Origin of the sequence: Kitasatospora sp. NPDC092948 (genome assembly GCF_044754805.1) — a bacterium.
GTDB lineage: Bacteria > Actinomycetota > Actinomycetes > Streptomycetales > Streptomycetaceae > Kitasatospora.
The window spans coordinates 258232-281813 of the sequence record NZ_JBIVPU010000006.1 but is presented as its reverse complement, the minus strand read 5'-3'; the positions used below and the strand labels follow the sequence as shown (position 1 = coordinate 281813).

At 72.9% G+C, this 23582-nt stretch carries 18 protein-coding genes; 7 read left to right on the top strand and 11 right to left on the bottom strand.

The window, feature by feature from the left end; all coding sequences use genetic code 11:
• Nucleotides 1-168: 168 nt before the first annotated feature.
• The 4 genes from ACIQF6_RS20635 to xylA all read right to left on the bottom strand — a co-directional run bounded on the left by ACIQF6_RS20635 (nucleotide 169) and on the right by xylA (nucleotide 5136).
• Nucleotides 169-2421, bottom strand: coding sequence for an MMPL family transporter (locus ACIQF6_RS20635; RefSeq protein WP_400896953.1), 2253 nt, complete (start codon nucleotides 2419-2421; stop codon nucleotides 169-171).
• A gap of 188 nt (nucleotides 2422-2609) precedes the next feature.
• Nucleotides 2610-3101, bottom strand: a complete 492-nt coding sequence (locus ACIQF6_RS20630; RefSeq protein WP_400896951.1) for a tyrosine protein phosphatase — start codon at nucleotides 3099-3101, stop codon at nucleotides 2610-2612.
• Nucleotides 3102-3281: 180 nt separating this feature from the next.
• Complete coding sequence (locus tag ACIQF6_RS20625; protein WP_400896949.1) at nucleotides 3282-3800, bottom strand: hypothetical protein; 519 nt, start codon at nucleotides 3798-3800, stop codon at nucleotides 3282-3284.
• A 169-nt stretch (nucleotides 3801-3969) separates the two neighbouring features.
• Entirely contained in the window at nucleotides 3970-5136 is a 1167-nt protein-coding gene (gene xylA / locus ACIQF6_RS20620) for a xylose isomerase (RefSeq protein ID WP_400896947.1), read from the bottom strand.
• A gap of 218 nt (nucleotides 5137-5354) precedes the next feature.
• Here xylA and xylB point away from each other — a divergent pair, with 218 nt between their 5' ends.
• Both xylB and ACIQF6_RS20610 read left to right on the top strand, forming a co-directional pair.
• A complete protein-coding gene (xylB, locus tag ACIQF6_RS20615) occupies nucleotides 5355-6785 on the top strand; it encodes a xylulokinase (protein WP_400896945.1) in 1431 nt (476 codons plus the stop codon).
• Between the two features lie 38 nt (nucleotides 6786-6823).
• Entirely contained in the window at nucleotides 6824-8068 is a 1245-nt protein-coding gene (locus ACIQF6_RS20610) for an ROK family protein (RefSeq protein WP_400896943.1), read from the top strand.
• A gap of 174 nt (nucleotides 8069-8242) precedes the next feature.
• Here the strand turns inward: ACIQF6_RS20610 and ACIQF6_RS20605 are convergent, their stop codons facing one another.
• From ACIQF6_RS20605 to ACIQF6_RS20580, 6 genes are all read right to left on the bottom strand, one after another.
• Nucleotides 8243-9754 carry an Ig-like domain-containing protein gene (locus ACIQF6_RS20605; protein ID WP_400896941.1) on the bottom strand — a complete coding sequence of 504 codons (1512 nt, stop codon included), beginning with the start codon at nucleotides 9752-9754 and terminating at the stop codon, nucleotides 8243-8245.
• Between the two features lie 438 nt (nucleotides 9755-10192).
• A complete protein-coding gene (locus tag ACIQF6_RS20600; protein WP_400896939.1) occupies nucleotides 10193-11389 on the bottom strand; it encodes an MFS transporter in 1197 nt (398 codons plus the stop codon).
• Between the two features lie 156 nt (nucleotides 11390-11545).
• On the bottom strand, nucleotides 11546-12139 hold the full coding sequence (locus ACIQF6_RS20595; RefSeq protein ID WP_400896937.1) for a TetR/AcrR family transcriptional regulator: 594 nt from the start codon (nucleotides 12137-12139) through the stop codon (nucleotides 11546-11548).
• 235 nt (nucleotides 12140-12374) lie between these two features.
• Nucleotides 12375-12701, bottom strand: a complete 327-nt coding sequence (locus tag ACIQF6_RS20590) for a hypothetical protein (RefSeq protein WP_400896935.1) — start codon at nucleotides 12699-12701, stop codon at nucleotides 12375-12377.
• A 292-nt stretch (nucleotides 12702-12993) separates the two neighbouring features.
• The gene (locus ACIQF6_RS20585; protein WP_400896933.1) at nucleotides 12994-14142 is read right to left on the bottom strand and encodes a hypothetical protein; all 1149 of its coding nucleotides are present in this window, start codon (nucleotides 14140-14142) and stop codon (nucleotides 12994-12996) included.
• Between the two features lie 389 nt (nucleotides 14143-14531).
• Nucleotides 14532-15581: a LacI family DNA-binding transcriptional regulator gene (locus ACIQF6_RS20580; RefSeq protein ID WP_400896931.1), complete on the bottom strand. Its 1050-nt coding sequence runs from the start codon at nucleotides 15579-15581 to the stop codon at nucleotides 14532-14534.
• Between the two features lie 289 nt (nucleotides 15582-15870).
• On the opposite strand from ACIQF6_RS20580, the gene ACIQF6_RS20575 reads away from it, so the two are divergent.
• Genes ACIQF6_RS20575 through ACIQF6_RS20555 form a run of 5 tightly spaced genes read left to right on the top strand, consistent with a single transcriptional unit; the run spans nucleotide 15871 to nucleotide 22066 of the window.
• The gene (locus ACIQF6_RS20575) at nucleotides 15871-17142 is read left to right on the top strand and encodes an extracellular solute-binding protein (protein ID WP_400896929.1); all 1272 of its coding nucleotides are present in this window, start codon (nucleotides 15871-15873) and stop codon (nucleotides 17140-17142) included.
• Nucleotides 17143-17144: 2 nt separating this feature from the next.
• A complete protein-coding gene (locus ACIQF6_RS20570; RefSeq protein WP_400896927.1) occupies nucleotides 17145-18119 on the top strand; it encodes a carbohydrate ABC transporter permease in 975 nt (324 codons plus the stop codon).
• A 3-nt stretch (nucleotides 18120-18122) separates the two neighbouring features.
• A complete protein-coding gene (locus tag ACIQF6_RS20565; protein ID WP_400896925.1) occupies nucleotides 18123-18974 on the top strand; it encodes a carbohydrate ABC transporter permease in 852 nt (283 codons plus the stop codon).
• A gap of 52 nt (nucleotides 18975-19026) precedes the next feature.
• Nucleotides 19027-21411 carry a glycoside hydrolase family 3 N-terminal domain-containing protein gene (locus tag ACIQF6_RS20560; RefSeq protein ID WP_400896923.1) on the top strand — a complete coding sequence of 795 codons (2385 nt, stop codon included), beginning with the start codon at nucleotides 19027-19029 and terminating at the stop codon, nucleotides 21409-21411.
• 25 nt (nucleotides 21412-21436) lie between these two features.
• Nucleotides 21437-22066 (top strand): hypothetical protein, encoded by a 630-nt coding sequence (locus tag ACIQF6_RS20555; RefSeq protein WP_400896921.1) that lies wholly within the window; start codon nucleotides 21437-21439, stop codon nucleotides 22064-22066.
• Nucleotides 22067-22405: 339 nt separating this feature from the next.
• Here ACIQF6_RS20555 and ACIQF6_RS20550 read toward each other — a convergent pair whose 3' ends face one another.
• Complete coding sequence (locus tag ACIQF6_RS20550; RefSeq protein WP_400896919.1) at nucleotides 22406-23362, bottom strand: SGNH/GDSL hydrolase family protein; 957 nt, start codon at nucleotides 23360-23362, stop codon at nucleotides 22406-22408.
• Nucleotides 23363-23582: the final 220 nt, after the last annotated feature.

The following is a 23582-nucleotide window of genomic DNA, read 5'->3' as shown; positions in this document are numbered from 1 at the left end:
GTCGCGCCGCGGCTCGGCGGACGGTCGTGGACGGCCCCGGCCCGGTGGGGCCGAAGTCCTGGAGCACGAAAATAGGCAGCATCGGTGAGCCTGACAAGGGGGCAGGGCATGCCGGTTTCACCGTTCGCGCACAAGCGGGACGTGTGCCATCGGATTTCGAAGACGTGATCAACTTCCCTGCGCCGGGCCGGTGTTGCCGCCCTCGGTGTCGATGTGCGGGAGCACCCGGTCCAGCCGGCGGGGCGTCCACCAGGCGGCGTCGCCGAGCAGCGTCATCGCGGCGGGGACCATCAGCAGCCGCACCACCGTCGCGTCGATCAGCACGCTGACGGCCAGTCCGAGCCCCATCATCTTGATCACCACGTTGTCGCTGACGATGAACGCCGCGAACACGCTCACCATGATCAACGCCGCGCAGCCGATCACCCGCGCCGTCGTCTCCAGCGCGTGCGCCACCGAACCCCGGCTGTCGCCGGTCACCAGCCAGCGCTCGTGCACCCGGGACAGCAGGAACACCTCGTAGTCCATGCTCAGACCGAAGACGATCGCGAACATCATCATCGGCACGTAGCTCTCGACCGGGACCTTCCCCGCCACGCCCAACGCCGGTCCGCCCCAACCCCATTGGAACACCGCGACCAGCACCCCGTACGAGGCGGCGATCGACACCAGGTTGAGGATCGCCGCCTTCAGCGCGACCAGCGGCGCCCGGAACACCAGCAGGATGATCAGGAACGCGAGGGAGACGACCACGGCGATGATCGGCACCAGCCGGCTCGCCACCAGGTCCAGGAAGTCCACCTGCGCCGCCGTGGTGCCGGTGACGTAGGTGGCCGCGGACGTTCCCCGGGCGGCGTCCGGCAGCACGGTGTCCACCAGGTGGCCCACCAGGTCGGTGGTGGCCCGGTCCTGCGGGACCTGCGCCGGGGTGACGGTGGTGAACAGCACGTCGCCGTCGCCGCTGGTCTGCAACGGTGCGGTGCCCGCCGCGTTCGGGACGTTCGTCAGCGCCTGCTGCACGGACGACGCGAGTGCGGGACGGTCCGCGGCCGGGACGGACGTCTGGTCGACCACCACCGTGAGCGGCCCGTTGGAACCCGGCCCGAACGCGGCGGACATCAGGTCGAACGCCCGCCGGTCGGTGAACGACACCGGGTCCGCGCCGTCGTCGATGTGCCCGAGCTGGATCGACGGCAGCGGCACCGCCAGGACCACCACCGTCGCCAGCCCCGCCGCCAGGTACCACCACGGGCGGAGCTCGACCCGCCGCGCGTACCGGTGCCACACGCCGGTCGCCGACTCCTCGCCGGCCCCGGTGCCCTCCGCGACCGGTGTGCGCACGCGGAAACGATCCATCCGGCGGCCGATCAGACCCATCATCGCGGGCAGCAGCGTCAGCGCCCCGCACACCGCCGTCACCACCGTGACGCCCGCGGCGAGGCCCAGCTTCGCCATGAACGCGATGCCCGACACCGACAGGCCCGCCAGCGCGATCACCACCGTGCAGCCGGAGATCAGCACCGCCCGGCCGCTGGTCGCCACCGCGTGGCCGGCGGCGGTCGGCGGATCCGCGCCGTCCATCAGGTTCTGCCGGTGGCGGGTCAACAGGAACAGCGCGTAGTCGATGCCGACGCCCAGCCCGATCATCGTGGCGAGCGTCGGCGCGACCGTCGCGAACGTGGTCAGCGCCGCCAGCAGGCCCAGCAGACCGAGTCCCACCACCACCGCGACCAGCGCGCTGACCAGCGGCAGCCCCGCCGCGATCACACTGCCGAACCCGACCAGCAGCACCAGCACCGCCACCGCGAACCCGATCAGCTCGCTCACCCGGTCGTCCGCCGCGGGCCGCGCCAACTCGCCCAGCGGGCCCCCGTACTCGACCTGCACCCCGGCCTGCCGCAGCGGCGCCACCGCCGCGTCCACCTGTGGCAGATAGCCGCTGCCGAGGGCGGCCGGACTGGTGTCGAACCGGACGGTGATGTACGCCGTACTCCCGTCCGAGGACAGCGCACCGCCCGGCGGCGCGCTCTGCCCCGGCGGGGGCAGCGGATTCTGCGCGGACAGCACGTGCGGCAGGTGCTGCAGCGACGTCACCGCCTGGTCGACCTGCGCCTGAAAGTCCGTCAGCGGCCGGTCGTCGTGCAGCACCACCTGCGCGCTCGTCCCGCCCACGGACGGCTCGTGCGCCTGCAGGACGTCGCCGCCGCGCTGCGACTGCGAACCGGGCAGCGAGAAGTCGTCCGAGTACGCTCCGCCCACCGTCCGGTTGGCCGCCTGCGCGCCCGCCAGCACCAGCAGCCACCCGACGATCACCACCACCGGATGCCGCGCACACCACCGGCCCATCCGCCACAGCACCCCCCGCCGCGGGCCGGGCGGAGACTGCTCGGGCGGCCCGGGCTTCGACGCGGACGGGGACATCGGCCCTCCCATGGGACCACCGTCACCACGGGCAGTGACCGGGGTTTTCACGGTAGGCGGGCCCGACTCCGGCACGGGTGCGCACGTCCCGCGACACGGGCGGACCACCCGAACGCCAGGATCATCCGAACGCCAGGAACGCCTGTGCCGTCACCGTGCCGGGAGTCGCCGCAGCAGTCGAGGGGCCGTCAGGGCGCGGGGGAGCGGAGGACGTCGGTCCAGGCGCGCTGTTCGGCGGTGTCCGGGACGGACAGGCCGCGGGCGCGGGCCAGGCGTTCCCACGCGGTGTCGGCGGGCATGCCGTCCAGGATCAGGACGGAGGCCGCGAGGAGCGAGGAGCGGCCGATGCCGGCCCGGCAGTGCAGGACCAGCTGCCCGCCGGCCCGCAGCCGCCCCGCCAACTCTTCGAGCGCGGGCCGCACTCGGGCGTGCGAAGGGGTGGAGTAGTCCGGTATCGGCAGGCTGTGGAAGCGCAGCCCGGCGGCGACGGCGAGTTCCGGCTCGGCGGTCAGCCCGAGTTCGGCGCACTCGGCCGGTGTCAGCGCGCTGACCAGGTCGGTCGTGCCGGCGGCGGCGAGTGCGGTCAGCTCGCCTGCCAGCCAGTCGCCGCCGCGCGGCCGGGCCATGGTGCTCAGGCGGCCGGGACCGGGCCGCTCGACGGTGAACAGGGTGGGGCGCATGGGGAAGCAGACCTTTCCGGTGGCGGGGTGCGGTGCGGTGCCGCTGCGCCGACGACCGGAACTGCCGTCCGGCGGGCGGCAGTCGGTGCTGTCGTCAGGAAAGGGTGGTCGCGTCCGTGCGGAGCCGGCCCCGAGCGTCCGTCCGACGCGGGCCGACCGCGGTGTGCCGGCGCGCGGGGTTCAGGCCCTGCGGCGCGCCGGGGCGGATTCCACCCACTGCGGCTCGCGCAATGGTGCCAGAACCTTTGCGTGGAGCACCAGCAGCCACGCCACCACGATCATGCCGACGATCGGGAGGCCGAACAGCAGCGCGATGAACAGGAGTCCGTGATCGCGGCTGAAGCCCTTGTCGTTGATGCACATGACCGTCACCGGGCCGAGGATGACGACCGGCACGACCACCCAGCAGAACAGATAGGTCCGGAGGATCTCGCTGCCGCGCAGTTCGGCCTGGCCGAGGAACGCGTACTCCGTGGTGCTGGAGGAGGCGCCGCGCCGTCCGTCGACGTGGACGGTCTCGCCCTCCTTGAGGTAGTACCGGCCGAGCGGCCAGATCGGCAGCATCACCATGGTGAACCAGCGGGTGGCGAAACACGCCCCGTCGGCGTCCACGCGGGTCTTGCCCAGCATGGTCCGGCCGAACCCGTTGAACGTGCCCAGGCGCGGCGCCGTGCGCAGCGGCGTGACCTTGTCCGGCATCTTTCCTCCCACCCCGTTGCCTCTTCGGTCACCCCAGGATGCCAGCGGTTTCCGCTCAAGATCCAGGCAGATGGCGGAGGTTGACACATTGATGGACGAGGTGTGGCGGGGGTGTGTCCGCGCCGGCGGACATCCGGCCGGGACCGGACGCCCGTCGGCGCGACGGGGCTCAGCGGGCGCCGAGGAGGTGCTCCATGGCGAGCTGGTCGAGGTGTTCGAACGCCATGCCGCGTTCGGCGGCGGCGGTGACGTCGAAGTCCTCGAACGCGGTGCGGTCGGCGAGCAGGGCGGCGAGGCCGTCCGCGGCGGTGGGCTGCGCGAGCCGGTCGAGGCGGGCGGCGCGCAGGGCGGCCTGGACCTCCGGGTCGGCGCGGAACGCGCGGGCGCGCTCCTTCAGCAGCAGGTAGTTGCGCATGCAGCCGGCCGCGGACGTCCACACGCCGTCGAAGTCCTCGGTGCGCGGCGGCTTGAAGTCGAAGTGGCGCGGGCCCTGGTAGCCGGCCGACTCCAGCAGGTCGACCAGCCAGAACGCCTGGCGCAGGTCGCCCGCGCCGAACCGGAAGTCCTGGTCGTACTTGATGCCGGACTGGCCGTTCAGGTCGATGTGGAACAGCTTGCCCGCCCACAGCGCCTGCGCGATGCCGTGCGGGAAGTTGAGGCCCGCCATCTGCTCGTGGCCGACCTCCGGGTTGACGCCGACCAGTTCGGGCCGCTCCAGCCGCTCGATGAACGCCAGCGCGTGGCCGATGGTGGGCAGCAGGATGTCGCCGCGCGGCTCGTTCGGCTTCGGCTCGATCGCGAAGCGCAGGTCGTAGCCCTGCTCGACGACGTACTCGCCGAGCAGGTCGAACGCCTCCTTCAGCCGGTCCAGCGCGGTGCGGACGTCCTTGGACGCGCCGTGCTCCGCGCCCTCGCGGCCGCCCCAGGCGACGTACACGGTGGCGCCCAGTTCGACGGCCAGGTCGATGTTGCGGACGGTCTTGCGCAGCGCGTAGCGGCGCACGTCGCGGTCGTTGGCGGTGAACGCGCCGTCCTTGAACACCGGGTGGGTGAACAGGTTGGTGGTGGCCATCGGCACCCGCAGGCCGGTGGACTCCAGGGCGGCCGCGAACCGCTTGACGATCGCCTCGCGTTCGGCGTCCGAGGAGCCGAACGGAATCAGGTCGTCGTCGTGGAACGTCACGCCGTACGCGCCCAGCGCCGCCAGCCGCTCCACCGTCTCGACCGGGTCCAGCGCCGGGCGGGTGGCGTCGCCGAACGGGTCGCGGCCCTGCCAGCCGACCGTCCACAGGCCGAAGGTGAACTTGTCGGCGGGGGTGGGGGAGAGTCGGCTCATCGCGTACTCCAAACGCTGGGGATCGACCGAGGGCCATCGACCGGGAACGACGTGAGTCTATTCGTCAGGCCGGAAGACAAATTAATATGGGTCGGCCCGCGAGGGAAGCCCCCGCGCAGGACCCGCCGCCCGCCGGACCCGCCAGGACCCCGGTCGGACCCGTCGGGACCTGCCCGGATCCGCCCGGATCCGCCCGGAAATGACAGGAGGACGCGCCCATGGCACACCCGCAGGTGGTGATCGGCGTCGACAGCTCGACCCAGTCCACCAAGGCCCTCGCCGTCGACGCCGGGACCGGACGCGTCCTCGGCGAAGGCCGCGCCCCGCACCGGGTCGACTCCCGGCACGGTCAGCAGAGCGACCCCGAACAGTGGTGGGACGCCCTCAACACCGCCGTCGCCGCCACCGGTTGGGCCGACCGCGCCCAGGCACTGGCGATCGGCGGACAGCAGCACGGGCTGGTCGCCCTGGACGCCGCCGGGCACCCCGTCCGGCCCGCACTGCTCTGGAACGACGTCCGCTCCGCACCCCAAGCCGCCGAACTCGTAAGGGAGTTCGGCGCCGACTGGTGGGCCGCCGAACTCGGCAGCGTCCCCGGCGCGTCCTTCACCGCCACCAAATGGGCCTGGCTGCGCACCCACGAACCCGCGAACGCCGACCGCACCGCCGCCGTCCGGCTCCCGCACGACTACCTCACCGAACGCCTCACCGGACACGCCGTCACCGACCGCGGCGACGCGTCCGGCACCGGCTGGTGGACCCCCGACGGCCCGCACCCCGCCGTCCTCGCCCGGATCGGCCTCGACGCGGCCCTGCTCCCCGCCGTCGCCCCCACCGGCACCGCCGCCGGCCCGGCCCGCCCCGGCGGACCGCTGCGCCCCGGCACCCCGATCGCCACCGGCACCGGCGACAACATGGCCGCCGCCCTCGGACTCGGCCTCACCGCCGGCACCCCCGTGCTCAGCCTCGGCACCTCCGGCACCGTCTACACCGTCGCCCGCACCCGCCCCGCCGACCCCACCGGCACCGTCGCCGGCTTCGCCGACGCCCTCGACAACTGGCTGCCCCTCGCCTGCACCCTCAACTGCACGCTCGCCGTGGACCGGATCGCCGCCCTGCTCGGCCGCGACCGGGAAGCCGTCGAACCCGGCGGCACCGCCGTCCTGCTGCCCTACCTCGACGGCGAACGCACCCCCGCCCTCCCGCACGCCAGCGGCCTGCTGCACGGCCTGCGCCACGACACCACCGCAGGCCAACTCCTCCAGGCCGCCTACGACGGCGCCGCGCACTCGCTGCTCGCCGCCCTCGACGACGTCCTCGCCGTCGACGCCCCGACCCGCCCGGACCCCGCACAGCCACTGCTGCTGATCGGCGGCGGCGCCCGAGGCCGCGCCTGGCAGGACACGGTGCGCCGGCTGTCCGGCCGCCCCGTCCAACTGCCCGCCGCCCGCGAGCCGGTGGCCCTCGGCGCCGCCGCCCAGGCCGCCGCGCTGCTCACCGGCGAGCCCGCCGACGCCGTCGCCCGCCGCTGGGGCACCGCCGACGGGCCGGTGCTGCCCGCGCTCGAACGCGACGACGCGGCGCTCGAACGGATCGCGACTACCATTTCGCAGGCGGCGGCCCTGCAAGGCGGCGGCGCGCAGCAGTGACGGCGGCCCGGGCGGCAGCGGAGCGGAGACGAGAGAACGTGGCAGCGGACGGGCAGCAGCCGGCCGACGGCGAACGCGCGCCGCGGCGCGGCCCCGCCTCCCAACAGGACATGCGACGGCAGAACCTCGCGCTGGTGATGCGCACCGTCGCCGCCGAGCACCCGCTGTCGCGCGCCGACGTGGCCGGCCGCACCGGACTGACCCGCACTGCGGTGTCCAGCCTGGTCGACGAACTCATCGGCGGCGGACTGCTGGTGGAGGGCGAACTCGAACGCAGCGGCCGGGTCGGCCGCCCCGGCCGGGCACTGATGCTGAACGACAGCGGTCCGGCCGGACTCGGCCTGGAGGTCGGCGTCGAGCACCTCGGCGCCTGCGTCCTCGACCTGCGCGGCGACGTCCGGGTCGAACTCCACCGACCCGCCCCGAACACCGCCCGGTCCGCCGAGCAGACCCTCGCCGAACTGGCCGAACTCGCCGCGCAGGCCGAGGCGGAGGCCGTCGCCCTCGGCCTGCGGGTGGTCGGCCGGGTGCTCGCCGTGCCGGGCAGCGTCCGCGTCCCGCCCGACGGCTCCGGCCACTACCTCGAACACGCCCCGAACCTCGACTGGCACCACCTCGACCTCGCCACCGAATGGCCCGGCCCGGGCACCGCCCCCGCCGTCGAGAACGAGGCCAACCTCGGTGCGCTGGCCGAACTCTGGCAGGGCGTCGGCTCCGGCACCTTCGTCCACATCTCGGCCGGCGAGGGCATCGGCGGCGCACTCGTCCTCGACGGGCGCCTGTTCCGGGGTGTCCAGGGCTTCGCCGGCGAACTCGGCCACCTCACCGTCCGCCCCGATGGCCGCCCCTGCTCCTGCGGCGCCCGCGGCTGCCTCGAACCGTACGCGGGCCTCGCCGCCGTCCTGCGCGCAGCCGACCTGACGATCCCGCACACTGCGGACGCCGTAGCGGAGTTGGCGAGCGCCGCAACGGCCGGGAACCCCGCCGCGCTGCGCGCCCTCCGGCATGCGGGAACCGCCCTCGGCACCGCCCTCGCCGCCGCCGTCAACCTGATCGACCCCACCACCCTGGTCCTCGGCGGCGCGTACGCCGACCTGGCGCACTGGCTGCTGCCCGCCATGCGCACCGAACTCGCCGCCCTGATCCGCGTCCGCCCCTGGCCCGAAGACGCCCTCCGCGCCTCCCCCCTGGCCCGCCGAGGCCCCGTCCGCGGAGCCGCCCTGACCACCGTCCACCGCCTCCGCACCGACCCGGCGTCCCTCTGGCAGCCCGAGACCACCTGACCCCAACCCCCGGGCCGATCGGTCCTCCAACAGCCGCACCGCAGCGGCCCCGCCACAGCCCATCGGGGCCGGCACCGGGAAAGCCCGCGAACTCCGGGTCCTGCACCCCTCCCGTCAACGGGAGTTGCAGGAACCGGAGTTCGCGGGCTGCGCGGCCAGGAGCAGCCGAATCGGCTACATCTGGGGGGAGTTGACGTTCGGGTCGGTGGTGAGGTCGTAGGTGTGCCACTGCGGGTCGCCCGGGGCCTTGAAGGTGGAGACGAGGTGCCCGTTGGCGTTGGTGAGCACGTCGACGCCGCCGTTGGGCTCGATCAGTGTTGCCGGAGTTCCGGTGAATTGCGGGGAGTTGACGTTCGGGTCGGTGGTGAGGTCGTAGGTGTGCCACTGCGGGTCGCCCGGGGCCTTGAAGGTGGAGACGAGGTGCCCGTTGGTGGTGCGGGTGAGGACGTCGACGCCGCCGTTGGGTTCGATCAGTGTTGCCGGAGTTCCGGTGAATTGCGGGGAGTTGACGTTCGGGTCGGTGGTGAGGTCGTAGGTGTGCCACTGCGGGTCGTTCGGGGCCTTGAAGGTGGAGACGAGGTGCCCGTTGGCGTTGGTGAGGACGTCGACGCCGCCGTTGGGCTCGATCAACGTCGCCGGAGTCCCGGTGAACTGGGGGGAGTTGACGTTCGGGTCGGTCGACAGGTCGTAGGTGTGCCACTGCGGGTCGCCCGGGGCCTTGAAAGTGGAGACGAGGTGCCCGTTGGCCGCGTGGGTGAAGATGTCCACACCGCCGTTGGGCTCGATCAGGGGTGTCGGGTGGTAGCCGTTCGACACCTGGAAGCCGGTGCCCGCAGAAGCGGCGGAGGCGGCCGAGCCGTTGGAGGCGACCGCGGTGACGGTGTGGTTCCCGTCGGCGACCTGAGTGCTGTCCCAGGTGAGCGAGAAGTTGGGGCCGGCGGTGGAGGTGCCCACGGCGGTGCCGTCGACGCTGTACGTGACCGAGGTGGCGCCGGGCGCCGATGCCGTGAACGTGGTGGTGCCGTAGAGAACCCCGCTGGACGTGGCCGCCGCAGGGGCCCCGGGGGCGTTGGGGGCGGACGCGGCGAGGTTCTTGTAGCGCAGGCCGACGTAGCCGGAGGTGGGCCAGCCTTCGATTGTCGAGCTGTGGATGTTCGCCGAGGTCGGGCCGTGGGTGGGGTGGCTCGGGTTGGACTCGGCGTAGTAAGTGAAGTCGCCGGTGGCCTTGTTGGTCCAGCCGGCGAACAGGAAGATGTGCTGGCCCGGGTAGGCGACGGCGTCGCCGGGCTGGAGGCCGGTGAGATCGCCGACCGAACCGGTGGGGGTGTCGTAGAGCGGATTGCCCTTGCCGTCGGCGGTGGTGAAGTAGGGGCCGCCGGTCGTCACGATCAGGCTCTGGTCCAGGTGCCAGGCCATCGACACGAAGCCGGAGCAGTCCTCGCGGTAGGTGCCGTTGGCATCCGTCTTGAACGCGCCCTGGTTGTACGGCACGGCTTCGTTGACCCAGGACTGGGCGCGGGAGAGGATCTCGGCGGCCGAGATCGGGCCGTTGACGGTGGACGACGCGAAGGCCGGGGGCGCAAAGCGGGTACCGAGCCCCGTCAGGGCCACGCTGCCGAGGGCAGCCGCGGTGAGGCCGGCCAGGCTTCGGACGGTGGCGCGCTTGGACAGGAACGAGAGTGGCACGACTGTGCTCCGAATCGTCGTAAGTGGGCGCGCCGGAGTCGGTGGCGCGAGGAACGAGGCGGGGGTGCGGCGCGGCAGGCGCGTGGTCGGTCCTGCTCTGTCGCAGGCTCTGACGCAGACTCTGATGCGGTCCCTGACGTGGGATCCGACGAAGGTTCTGACGAAGGTTCTGACGCATGTGGAAGGAGAGATCAAAACCGGTCGCACGCCCCGCGGTTGGCGTCTCGCTCGGCTGCCGGTCCGGGGGCTCGCCCTGGCCGGCGATGAACAGCTTCGCCGCTGTTCGGGGTCGCACGAAAGGGCTCTCGGGTGTCAGGAAGCGGCCTCGACAGCATCAGGACGCGGCGGCCATTGCGTGCCAATGGCCGCCATTCCGGACGCGTCCTGTGCCGCGTGTGCAGGCCACCGGGAGGGGCCGTGGCCAGCGGAGACGATCCGTCAGGAGGCCGTTCCTACCCGCTCCGGACTGGGGCTCTCCGCCGGCGGCACCGCCCTGGTGCGACGGAGGTCGGGCAGCAGCGACACCAGCCCCAGTAGGGCCAGCCCGACGCCCAGCCAGAGCGGGGCCCGCAGCCCGAAGCTGTCGATGGCCAGCCCGCCGACCGCTGAACCGATGATCACCCCGAGGGTGATGAAGGACGCGTGGACGGTGTTGACCAGCGGCCCGGGATTGCCGGCGCGCTGGATGCGGACGGTCATCGCCGGGTTCATGGTCACCCCCACCAGCCCGACGCCCAGCATCGCGACCACCGCGGGGACGGGGAGGTGGGCGAACAGTGCGAAGCCGGTCAGGAAGGCGGCGTTGAGCACCAGTCCGGCCAGCAGAACGCCGGTGGTGTGCCGGTCGGCGAGGCGGCCCACGACGGAATTGCCGACCACGGTGGCCGCGCCGTACGCGACCAGCAGCAGGGGAACGGTCCCCGGGGAGAACCCCGTGACCCGGGTGAGGATCGGGCTGAGGTAGCTGAACGCGGCGAAGGTCGCGCCGATGATGAGGGTGCTGGTCGGCAGCGCCAGCCACAGCCGGCGGTTCCGGAACACCGCCACCTCCTGCCGGAAGCCGCCGTTGCCGTCGCCGCCGTCGGCGCGCCCGAGCGCGGGAACGCCCGCCGTGGTGGCGAGAGCAGCAAGGACGGTCAGCACGCCGACGGCCCAGAACGCGGCGCGCCAGCCGAACTGTCCGCCGATCAGGGTGGACAGCGGCAGGCCCAGCAGGGTACCCAGCATCAAACCGTTCAGGACGACGGCGACGGCACGTCCGCGCACCTCCGGGCGGCTCAGCTGGACGGCAACCGAGATGGCGATCCCGAAGAACGCCTGCGAGGCGACGCCGGTGACCACGCGCGCGACCATCATGACCGGGTAGGAGGGCGCGACAGCCGCGAGCACATTGCCCACCAGGAACACGGCGAACAACAGCAGGAGTGCCGGCTTCGGGCGTATCCGCACCAAGGCGACGGTCATCAGCGGACCGCCCACCGACATCGCCACCGCGAACGCGGTGATCAGATAGCCGACTTGAGGGATGGTCACGCCGAGACCGGCTGCCATCTCGGGCATCAGGCCGCCGACCGCGAACTCGCTGGTCACCATGGCGAAGATGCCGATCGCCAGGACGTAGATGGCTCGGGGCACGGAAACTCCTTTTTGCATCGAACGGTGCAGAATGCGGGCAGGGAAGTGCGCGCAGGCGCGAGAAAGCGTCCGGCGTGAGGGCGGAGGTCAGATCAGGTCGGGCCTCGGGCCGGATCGATCGGGTCGGATCGGGTCGTGCCGGCTCGGGCGGTCGGGTCAGGTCAGGGCGTCCACGGCCGTGGCGGCGATGGCCGCGACGGTGGCGTCGTCCGCGCCGCCCTGGGCGGACACCCGGATTCCGGCGATCACGGCATTGACGAACCTGGCGAGCTCGGCGGCCGGGCGGGCGGAGCCGATGTCGCCGTTGCGCTGCCCGCTCGCGATGACGGCGCTCAGGTCGGCGAGCCGCCGCTCGTTGTCCCGGTCGAGCAGCAGGGCGATCTCCGGGTCGCGCGCGGCGAGTTCCATCGTGGTGTTGACGACCAGGCAGCCGAGGCCGTGGCCGTCGCGCCGGTTGTCCGCCTCCGACCGGAGGATTTTCGCGAACACCGCGCGGATCCGCTCGATCGCCGGCAGTTCGGGATCGTCGAGGATCCGCAGCTGCTCGGCGGTGGTGGTGTCCATGTACCGGATCAGCGCGCGCTTGAACAGCTCGCGCTTGTTGGTGAAGGCGTTGTACACGCTGCTGCGGTCCAGGCCGAGCGCCTCGCACAGATCCCGGGTCGAGGTCGACTCGTAGCCGTTCGCCCAGAACGTGCGCATCGCCGTGTCCAGGACCTGGTTCTCGTCGAACGATCGCGGTCTCGCCATACGAGTACGCTAACCGTTCTGCACCGGCCGGTGCAATACGGGGCGGCGCAGCGGGCATGCGGCGGAGGCGGGGACGGAGGCGGAGGCAGAGGAGGAGACGGGAGATGGCGGCGGAGGCGGAGGCCGAGGGGCGGCGATCCCGGTCCATCGAGCCCCGGGCTCTCCAGGCTTCGCCGTCCGGCCGGGCGCACCGGCCGAACGTCTTCGTGCTGCGCCCGACCCGGTCCGGACGTGCCTAAAGGAACTCGACGAAGAACGGGCCGCCGTTGGTGGGGTAGCTCTTCGTTGTGTGGGGCTCCATCGAGTCGAAGAGGTCGTGGCAGCCCGGCGTGCGGTACAGGAAGGCGGGCGTGTCCGTCTCGTTGTCGATGAATGCGGCGCCGTCGAACAGGGGCAGGCAGCGGCCGTTGGGCGGGTCGTCGATCTCGAAGTTGTCCCCGTCCTGCGAGACGTAGGTGAACGACCCGGTGGCGGCATGGGCGCTGGTGGAGACGCCGGCGAACAGGAGGAAGGCCATCGCGACGGTCGTCGTCGCCCGGCCCGCGCGGGTGAGTGCGCGCATCGGGAACTTCTCCTCTCCCGCATCGGGTCCCCGGGGTTTCGGGGGCGCAGGGCCGAAGCGGTCACCCCATGCTGGCGGTGGCCGGGGGTAGGGGATCGTCGGAAACCGGGTGGGTCGGCAAGAACCGCCTGAACAGCCGTGGCCGGTCGCCCCGGCGGCCCATCGAGCTCGGAGGGCATCGGCCGGCGGCGGAATGCCGACCGGGGCCGGCGGGGCGGCGGGTCCGATGGTGGATCCGCTGATGCTCCGTCGGCCCCGGCCGGGGCGTGAACTCCGCTGCGAGCGGCGGGACTCAGCTGTGGGTGCCCTTGCGGCGGCGCATCGCCAGCGCGCTGCCCGCGCCGATCAGCCCGAGGCCGACCAGGGTGGTGCCGAGGACGTCCGTGCCGGTGAAGGCGAGGCTGTCACCCTGCGGGGCGGTCGCGGCGGGCGCCGCTCCGTCCGAGGCACCGACGGGCGGAGCGGGCGTGGCCGAGGCCGCGTCGGACGGTGCGCCGCTGTCGCTCGGCGACTCGGCCGGGGACTCCGAGGGACGGTCCGAGGGGTTGTCGGTCGGCGACTCGGAGGGGCTGTCGGACGGGGCGGCCGAGGGGGAGGGGCTGTCGGACGGGGCGGCGGACTCGGCCGGGGACTCCGACGGCGCGTTGCTGGACGAAGGCGAAGGCGAAGGCGACGGGAGCGGCGACTCGGCAGGGCTCTCGCTCGGGCCGGTCGACGGCGCGGGGCTCTCGTTCGGACCGGTGGCGGGGCTCTCGCTCGGGGCGGCGGACTCGGACGGCTGCGCGGACGGCTGTGCGGACGGCGAGTCGCTCGCGGACGGCTCCGGCGAGGGGGAGTTGCTCGGGGACGGCGACTCGGCGGGGCCTTCGCTCGCACCGGCCGACGGCGAGGCGCTCTCGCTCGGGCTCGCCGACGCGGACGGGCTCGGGTTCGCCGACGCCGACGCCGACGCCGACGCCGAGGGGCTGGGGCCGGTGGACGGCGACGGGCTCGGGGAGCCCGAGGGAGTGGGGACGCTCTCGGTCGCGGGGCAGGTGTCGCCGAGGTTGAAGTTGACCTTGTTGACGTCGCCGCGGACCTCGGCGACCGCCGAGGTGAGCTTGGCGCCCTTGGGCGATCCGACGTAGGCGTGCTTGGTGCTCGGCGGGCCGAAGTCGGTGACGACCTGGCGGCCGCCCGGCTCGAAGGTGACGGTGAGGGTGACGAAGTCGGTGCTGTTGCCGGAGAGGACGAAGTGCCAGCCGTCCTGGCTCTTCGGAATGGTGTTGCAGGTGCCGTGGCCGCTGAACCCGACTGCGGTGATCGGCAGATCCTTGGCCTGGTGCAGGTTCACGGTGGAGGTGGAGCCGGTGGCCGCGAACGCCGTGTAGACGGCGGGGGCGGAGACCAGGCCGACGGTGGCCGTCACGGCGGCGGCGCGGAAGCCTCTGGGGCGACGCATGGGCAACTCACTCACTGGCGCATGGAATCGAATTCACGCCACGGAAGGCCCGGGGCCGCACCAATTTCTCCACACCACTCACACAAGTCAACTCGCGTACCGGGCAGAGTGGTTGGATTTGCGGCAGGTTGTCGGGATTCGCCGCCGTGCAACGATTTGGCCAAATCGACGGAAGGTGGCGCGACGCTGACTCCCCGTCAGCGTACGGAGCGGTCCCACCGGTGGCCGGGCGTGGTGCAGGGCGGGTGCCCGGCCACCGGAGGCGGTGGGGTGCGCGTCCGCGCCGAGGGGTGCGAAAGTTTCGGGGTGGGGGCGAATGTTCCGGCGGGCTGCGGACGACGGTAGGGGAGCCGGGCGGGCGGCGTCAACGGGTCGGTGGGCGGGCGGCGTCAACGGGTGGGCGGGCGCGGGGAGTCGACCGGCGGCGGCGCGGTGGAGGCGCGGACCACCAGGCTGGTGGCGAGGTCGACGCGGGTGGCGGCGGGGTGTTCGCCGCGGCCGAGTTCGACGGCCAGCCGGGCGGCGGTCTCGGCCATCTCGACCAGCGGCTGCCGGACGGTGGTCAACGGCGGGCCGACCCAGCGGGCCAGTGGCAGGTCGTCGAAGCCGATCACGGACAGGTCCTGCGGTACCCGCAGGCCGAGTTCACGGGCGGCCTCGTAGACGCCGAGCGCCTGCAGGTCGTTGCCGGCGAAGATCGCGGTGGGCCGGTCGGCGCGGGTCAGCAGGGTGCGGGCGGCGGCGTACCCGGCCTCGTGGTGGAAGTCGCCCTCGTGGATCAGGTCCGGGTCGACCGGCAGCCGGGCGGTCTCCAGCGCGGTGCGGTAGCCGTCCACCCGGGCGCGGCTGCACATCATGCCGGACGGCCCGGAGATCATCGCGATCCGCCGGTGCCCGAGGTCGAGCAGGTGGCGGGTGGCGGCGAGGCCGCCCTGCCAGTTGCCGGTGCCGACGGCGGGCACCCCGTCGGCGGGGTCGCCGGCCGGGTCGAGGACGACGAACGGGATGTCGCGGCTGGTGAGTTGGTCGCGCTGGGCGGCGTCCAGGTCGGACAGCACGAGCACCACTCCGGCGGGTCGACGGGCGAGGACGCCGTCCACCCAGGTCTGGCCGGGGGTGAGCCGGCCGGCGGACTCGGAGAGCACGACGCTCAGCCCCTCGTCCCGGGCGACGGTCTCCACGCCGCGGATCACCTCCACCGCCCAGGCGCTGTCGAGTTGGTGGAAGACCAGGTCGAGCAGCCGGGACGGCGGCGCGGTGGTGCGGCGGCGCTGGTAGCCGGTGCGGCGCAGGATCTCCTCGACCTTGGCGCGGGTGGCGGGGGCGACGTCGGCCCGTCCGTTCAGGACTTTCGAAACTGTCGGCGCCGAAACGCCGGCCGCCCGGGCGATCTCCGACAGGGTCGGCGCGGGGTCGGGTTCGAGTTCAGCGGCGCTCATGGCACGGATAGTAGCGCTCCTGCCCGACCGGGAGGGGCGGTGCACGAACGGCGGTCCGGTTCGGTCGGAGGCCTTGACGCGCCTGCCGGGCCGCCGTAGCTTCCTCGCAATATTCGAACGTTGGACGAAACATTCGGGACGTTCGAGCGCTCCGGCCCGTGCTGCCGCGTACGGGTGTTTCTCGCAGCTCAGCAGTGCCGCACCTGCGCCGACCCCGCGATGTCCGGGGCCGCCCACCTTGCCGTCGCCGAAACTTTCGAGCCGCTCCCTGCCCCAGGAGGCCCGCACCATGTTCGTTCGCAGACGTCTGCCCGTCGCCGCGCTGGCCGCCGCCACCGCGCTCGCCCTGCTCACCGCCTGCGGCAGCGGCGGCTCGGGCAGCGGCGGCGGCGCGCTGACCTGGTGGCACAACGGCACCCAGGACCCGCTGAAGACCGTCTGGGACCATGCGGCCGCCAACTACCAGCAGGCCCACGCCGGTTCGAAGTTCGACGTGGTGCCGATCCAGAACGAGCAGTTCCCCACCAAGGTCCCGCTGGCGCTCCAGTCGAACAACCCGCCGGACATCTACTTCAACCAGGGCGGCGGCCTGCTCGCCACCCAGGCGCAGTCCGGCCGGGTCGCCGACCTGACCTCGCTCACCGCCGACTGGATCAAGGACATCGGCCCCGCCGCCCAGGGCTGGGCCGCCGACGGCAAGCAGCTCGGCGTCCCGTACGACTCGCACGTGGTCGGCTTCTGGTACCGCAAGGACCTGTTCGCCCACGCCGGAATCACCCAACCGCCCGCCACCGTCGACGAGTTGAAGGCCGACATCGGCAAGCTGAAGGCCGCCGGCAGCACCCCGATCGCGCTCGGCGGCAAGGACCGCTGGCCGGACGCCTTCTACTACGACTACTTCGCCGTCCGCGAGTGCGCCGTCGACACCCTCAAGTCCTCGGTGAAAGCAGCCAAGTTCACCGACCCGTGCTTCACCAGGGCCGGACAGGACGTGCTCGACCTGATCGCCCTGAAGCCGTTCCAGGAGGGCTTCAACGGCACCCCCGCCCAGCAGGGCAGCGGCAGTTCGGCCGGCCTGGTCGCCGCCGGGCAGGCCGCGATGGAACTCCAGGGCGACTGGAACCCCAGCGTCATGCAGGGCCTGGCCGCCGACCCGTCCTACAAGGACCAGTTGGGCTGGTTCCCGTTCCCGGCGGTCACCGGCGCGGCCGGCGACCCGAGCGTGGCACTGGGCGGCGGCGACGGCTTCTCGTGCACCGTCAAACGCGCCGCCGACTGCGCACAGGTGCTCAAGTACCTGACCGGCGCCGAGGTGCAGACCGAACTGGTCACCTCGGGTGCGGCGACCATCCCGGTCAACCCGGCGGCCGTCGCCGCCATCAAGGACCCCGTGGTCAAGCAGATCTTCGACTACAACGCCAAGGCGAGCTACATCCAGGTGTACTTCGACGTCGCGCTGCCCACCGCCGTCGGACAGGCCCTCAACGACGCGGCCGCGGACCTGTTCGCGGGCAAGGGCGACGCCGGCTCGGTGGCCCGCGCGGTGAACGCGGCGGGGTGAGGATGAGCACCGTCGAGGAGCGGGCCGCCGCCCCGGCCCGCTCCGCCACCCCGACCCGCCGCCGCCCCGCCCGGCGGCGCACCAGCGGCCGCACCCGGGCCGAACTCGCCCTGCTGCTCGGCCCCGCACTCGCCCTGTTCGCGCTGTTCGTGCTGGTGTCGATCGCCGCGGCCGTCTACTACAGCTTCTTCGACTGGAACGGCTTCGGCCCGCCCAGCAAGGTCGTCGGCCTCGCCAACTACCGCAAGGCACTGGCCGATCCGGTGTTCCAGGGGGCCATCGGGCACAACGTGGTGTTCGCGCTGCTGTCGGTGGCGGTCCAACTGCCGCTCACCGTCGCCCTCGCGCTTCTGCTGAACGGCCGCCTGCGCGGCCGGGCCCTGCTGCGGCTGATCGCCTTCACCCCGTACGTGCTCTCCGAGGCGATCACCGCCGTCGCCTGGCTGGTGATGCTCCAACCCGGCGGCGCCGTCGACCAGGGGCTCCGCTCGCTCGGCCTCGGAACGCTGGTCCACCAGTGGCTGGCCGACCCCGACCTGGTGCTGTACACCCTGTTCGCGGTCTCCACCTGGAAGTACCTCGGCTTCGGCATCATCCTGTTCCTCGCCGGACTCCAAGGTGTGCCCACCGAGTTGCGGGAGGCCGCCGCCCTGGACGGCGCCACCGCCTGGCAGACCACCCGCAAGGTGGTGCTGCCGCTGCTCGGCCCGACCGTCCGGATCTGGATCTTCCTCTCGGTGATCGGCTCGCTCCAACTCTTCGAACTGGTCTGGATCATGACGCTCGGCGGCCCCGCCGGCTCCTCCGCCACCATGGCCACCTACGTCATCGACCGCGGCTTCCGCCGCTACCAGTTCGGCTACGGCAGTGCCGTCGCGGTGGTGCTGTTCGCCGTCTGCTTCGCCTTCGCGCTCGCCTACCAGCACTTCGCGCTGCGCCGCGACACCGACGGCGCGCTCACCGGAAGGGTGGACTGACACATGCCCGACCGAACCAGGCAAAAGCCGCTCACCGCACGGCAGTTGGCGATTCCCGGCAGATACCTGGCGGCTCTGCTGGTGGCCGGGGTGACGCTCGTCCCGATCGCCTTCGTGGTGCTCGGCGGCTTCCGGACCAACGCGCAGCTGAACGCCGACCCGACCGGACTGCCGAGCCCCTGGGTGCTCGACAACTACCGCTCCGTGCTGGGCTCTTCGATGTTCTGGCAGCTGATGGGCAACAGCGCCCTGATCGCCGTCACCGCCACCGTGCTCACCTGCGGGCTCGGCGCGGCCGCCGGGTACGCGCTGGCCCGCTACCGGTTCCGCGGCCGGGAGGGCGTCTACACGCTGTTCACCGCCGGCCTGCTGTTCCCGCTCGGCGTGGCCTCGCTGCCGGTCTACCTGCTGCTGCGCCAACTCCACCTGCTGGAGAGCTGGTTCGGGGTGGCGCTGGCCGAGGCCGCGTTCGGACTGCCGGTGACGGTGGTCATCCTGCGGCCGTTCATGGCCGCGATCCCCGGGGAGCTGGAGGACGCCGCCGCCGTGGACGGCTGCGGCCGGCTCGGCTTCCTGTGGCGGATCATGCTGCCGCTGGCCCGACCCGCCCTGGTCACCGTCGCCGTGCTCGCCTTCCTCGGCTCCTGGAACGCCTACCAGCTGCCGATGCTGGTCTTCAACGAGCAGTCGCACTTCACCCTGCCGCTCGGCGTCGCATCCTTCCAGTCCCAGTACTCGCAGGACACCGCCGGAATCCTGGCCTACACCGCCCTGTCGATGCTGCCCGCGCTCGGCTTCTTCGTGTTCGCCGAACGCCGCATCGTCGGCGGCATGGCCGGGGCCGTCAAGGGCTGAGGAACCGAATCGCGCCGTCAACCACCAAGCACGGGAAGGAACCCGCCGTCCGATGACGACCCACCCCGCACCGGCCGCCACCGATCCGCACCTGGCCGGACCCTGGCGCGACCCCGCGCAGGCCCCGGACGCCCGGGTCGAGGACCTGATGGCCCGGATGACCCTGGACGAGAAGGCCGCCCAGCTGTACGGCGTGTGGGTGGGCGCCGACACGGGCGGCGACGGCGTCGCCCCGCACCAGAACGAGATGTGCGACCCGGTCGACCTGAAAGCGCTTTCCGTCCGCGGTCTCGGCCAACTCACCCGCCCGTTCGGCACCGCCCCCGTCGACCCCGCCGTCGGCGCCCTCGCGCTCGCCCGCGCCCAGCAACAGCTCACCGGCGCCGGACGGTTCGGCATCCCCGCCGTCGCCCACGAGGAGTGCCTGGCCGGCTTCACCGCCTGGGGCGCCACCGCCTACCCCGTGCCGCTCGCCTGGGGCGCCACCTTCGACCCCGCGCTGATCGCCGAGATGGCCCACCGGATCGGCCACGACCTGCGCTCCGTCGGCATCCACCAGGGACTCGCCCCCGTCCTCGACGTGGCCCGCGACCTGCGCTGGGGACGCGTCGAGGAGACCATCGGCGAAGACCCCTACCTGGTCTCCACCATCGGCGCCGCCTACGTCCGCGGACTGCGCTCCGCCGGCGTCGTCGCCACCCTCAAACACTTCGTCGGCTACTCCGCCTCCGCCGGCGCCCGCAACCTCGCCCCCGTCCGGGCCGGGGCCCGCGAACTCGGCGACGTCCTGCTGCCCCCGTTCGAAATGGCCCTGCACGAGGGCGGCGCCGACTCCGTCATGCACTCCTACACCGAGATCGACGGCCTGCCGGTCGCCGCCGACCCCGCCCTGCTCACCGAACTGCTCCGCGACACCTGGCAGTTCACCGGCACCGTGGTCGCCGACTACTTCGCCGTCGGCTTCCTGGAGACCCTGCACCGGGTCGCCGCCGACCGCGCCGACTCCGCCCGGCTGGCCCTCACCGCCGGCGTCGACGTCGAACTCCCCACCGTCCGCGCCTACGGCGACACCCTGATCGAAGCCGTCCGCGACGGCCGCATCCCCGAACAGCTGGTCGACCGGGCGCTGCGCCGCGTCCTGCTGCAGAAGTGCCGGCTCGGCCTGCTCGACCCCGAGTGGCGCCCGCTGCCGTCCGCGCTGCCCGCCGGCTGCGACACCGACACCGCACCCGAGGACGTCCGCGGCAGCATCGACCTCGACCCGCCCGGCAACCGGGCACTCGCCCGCCGGATCGCCGAACAGTCCGTCGTGCTGCTCGCCAACCCCGCCGGCGTCCTGCCGATCGCCCCCGGCACCCGGCGGATCGCCGTGGTCGGACCGCGCGCCCACGACCCGTTCGCCATGCTCGGCTGCTACTCCTTCCCCAGCCACGTCGGCACCGCCCACCCCGAGGTGCCGATCGGCATCGACATCCCCACCGTCCTCGACGCCCTGCGCGCCCAACTCCCGGACACCGAACTCGACCTCGCGCCCGGCTGCGAGGTCGACGGCACCGGTGCCGAGGGCTTCGCCGACGCCGTCCGGGCCGCCGCCGGGGCCGACCTCTGCCTCGCCGTCCTCGGCGACCGCGCCGGACTGTTCGGACGCGGCACCTCCGGCGAAGGCTGCGACGCGCCCGACCTCCGGCTCCCCGGCGTGCAGGGCGAACTGCTCGACGCCCTGCTCGCCACCGGCACCCCCGTGGTGCTGGTCCTGCTCACCGGCCGCCCCTACGCGCTCGGCCGCTGGCACGGACGCTGCGCCGCCGCCGTGCAGGCGTTCTTCCCCGGCGAGGAGGGCGGACCGGCGCTCGCCGCCGTCCTCACCGGCGCGGTCGACCCGTCCGGCCGACTGCCCGTCAGCATCCCGCGCGAGCCCGGCGGCCAGCCCTGGACGTACCTGCAACCGCCGCTCGGCCTGGCCAACGACGTCAGCAGCATCGACCCGACACCGCTCCACCCGTTCGGCCACGGCCTGTCCTACACCACCTTCGCGTGGACGCCCGGACCGGACCCGGAGCCCCGACTCGCCACCGACGCAGGCACGGACGTCCTCCTCACCGTCCGCAACAGCGGCGAGCGGGCCGGCATCGAGACCGTCCAGCTCTACTTGCACGACCCGGTCGCCCGCACCACCCGCCCCGACGCGCGGCTGATCGGCTACGCGCGCGTCCCGCTCGCGCCCGGCGAGAGCCGGCAGGTCCGGTTCGGCTTCCACGCCGACCTGGCCTCCTGCACCGGCCCCGACGGCCGCCGGATCGTCGAGGCGGGCGAGCTCCGGCTCCGGCTGGCCGCCTCCAGCGCGGACGTGCGCCACACCGTCCGGCTCGAACTCACCGGCCCCGAAAGGGTACTGGACCACCGGCGGCGGATGAGCTGCCCCGTTGCCGTCGAATGACCGCCGAACCGGCACACTTGACCCCATGAGTGCACCCACCCACGCCGTCGACGCCGACCCGCTCACCTGCCAGGACGTCCGGCCGCCGCTCACCGACGCCCGGCGGGCCGAGCTGCTCGACTCGCTGAACGACGCCGTCCGGCACCCCGAACTGTTCGGCGGCCCGGCGGCCGTGGTCGACCTGCTCGACACCCTGGCCGCCGCCGACCCCGACGGCGAGGGCGACACCGCGTGGATCCCCGACACCAACTCCCGCACCGTCACCACCCTGCTGCGCGGCTGCTTCGGCGAGGCCGACCCGCCGCTGGTCGCCTCCCAGTACGGCGAGGACGCCCACCGGCGGGGCTGGCTGCGACTCGACCGGGCCCTGGGCGCGGAGGAGCTCGACCAGCTGCTCGACCGGGTCCTCGACTGGTCCGAGGACCGGCGCCAACTGCCGGAGGTGATCGCCGAGTTCGGCGATCCGTCGGTGGTATACGGAGACCCCGCGCCGGACGCCCCGAAAACCTTCTCCTACACCGGCGAGCACCGGGACGCCCCGATCGCCGCGTTCCACTTCGGGGCGCACGGCGTGCTGTACGCGGTGCGGATCGGCGAGAGCCCGATCGGCGACTGGGCGCTCACCCCGGCCGGCCGGAAGCTCTTCGCGGTCTAGAGCCGGTCCGGGGCCGGTCCGGGGTCGGTCCGGGGTCGGTCCGGGGTCGGTTCAGGGAAGCCGCTGGCGGTGGGTCGGCGACCAGGTGGCGATGCGGACCCGGTTGCGGGTGCCCAGTTTGCGCGGTCCGGCCGTATTCGGCGGGCGAGTTGGAGCGCGGTGCGGCCGTCGGCGGCGTCGGCGACGACCTGCATGTCGAGACTCCCCAGGTCGATTGTCGAGGCCGTCGCCTCCTCCGTGCGGCCGGAGGAGGCGATTCCCGCCTGGAGGGTGCTGCGGGCGATGGACGAGGCGCCGCCGTTCCCGACGGGGTAGGGCGGGCTGGGGTCGTCGGTCCGGTCAGCCGGCGTGGATGGCGTTCTCGACCAGTCGCGCCACGTTGGCCTGGCCCTTGGCGTTGGGGTGCACGAAGGCGAACTGGAGCGGAACGATGCTGCTGACCACGCCGTCCACCCAGTGGTCGGAGTCGCAGACGCTGTGGCCGGCGCTGGAGGCGTACTGGTCGACGTAGGTGGCGCCGTGGGCGGCGGACACCTGCTGGATGACCTTGTTGAGCGGCTCCAGGACGGCGGTGCGGGCCCAGTCGAGGTCGCCGGCGGTGATGGTGTGGAGCTGCTGGATGTCGCCGAACCGGCAACTGGCGGTGTCGTTGGGGACGATGTGCGGGTACCCGACGGTGATCACCTTGGCGGTCGGCGCCTTGGAGTGCAGGGCGGTCAGCATCTGGTCGTACTGCTGACGCACGGTGTCCAGCCGGACGGACATGCTCGGCGTGAATTCGTCCTTGCAGGGCGTGCCGGTGTTCTTGCTGCGGTCGCCGAGTTCCACGCACCGCTGGATGATCTCGGCGAAGCCCATCGTGTTGCCGCCGATCCCGATGGTCACCAGGTCCGTCTTCGGGCCGACGGCGTCGAGCTGGGGCGGGACGGGCGCGAACGGGGCGTTCGGGTCGATGGCGTCGGGCGGCATCGGGCGGCCGAGCGGGGTCTGCTGCTCGCGGTAGACGTTGTCGATGGTCGCGGCGCCGCAGCTGACGTTGCGCAGGTCGACCCGGGCGCCGAGGTCGCGGCGGGCGATCTCCGGGTACGACTGGGTGGTGCGGGCGCAGCCGTCCGGCGGGGTCTCGAAGACGTCTCCGGTCGCCTGGATCACCCCGGCGGTGTACGAGTCGCCGAGGGCGACCCACCGGAGCGCGCCGGCCCGGTCTCGGGCGTCGGCCGTGGAAGGGACGGCGAGGCCGGCGGCGAGGACCACGGCGGTGGCGGCAACGGCCAAGCGGGACAGGGTGCGTGACACGGTCTCTCCTCGAAGGGCGGACGGGAGGCCGCGGGTGTCGCCCCCCGGGAGGAGATCGTCCGGGTACGGGGCGGACTTGATGGCGCACACGGGTGAATGGCCGTCAGGGGCGGGTGGTTTCGGTCGGCCGCGGCCGCCCGGGTCGGCGGTTCAGATACAGGCGCTGCATTAACAAGGGAGAACTTCGGGGCGAACAGCGGCAGCTCAGGAGGCATTCCAC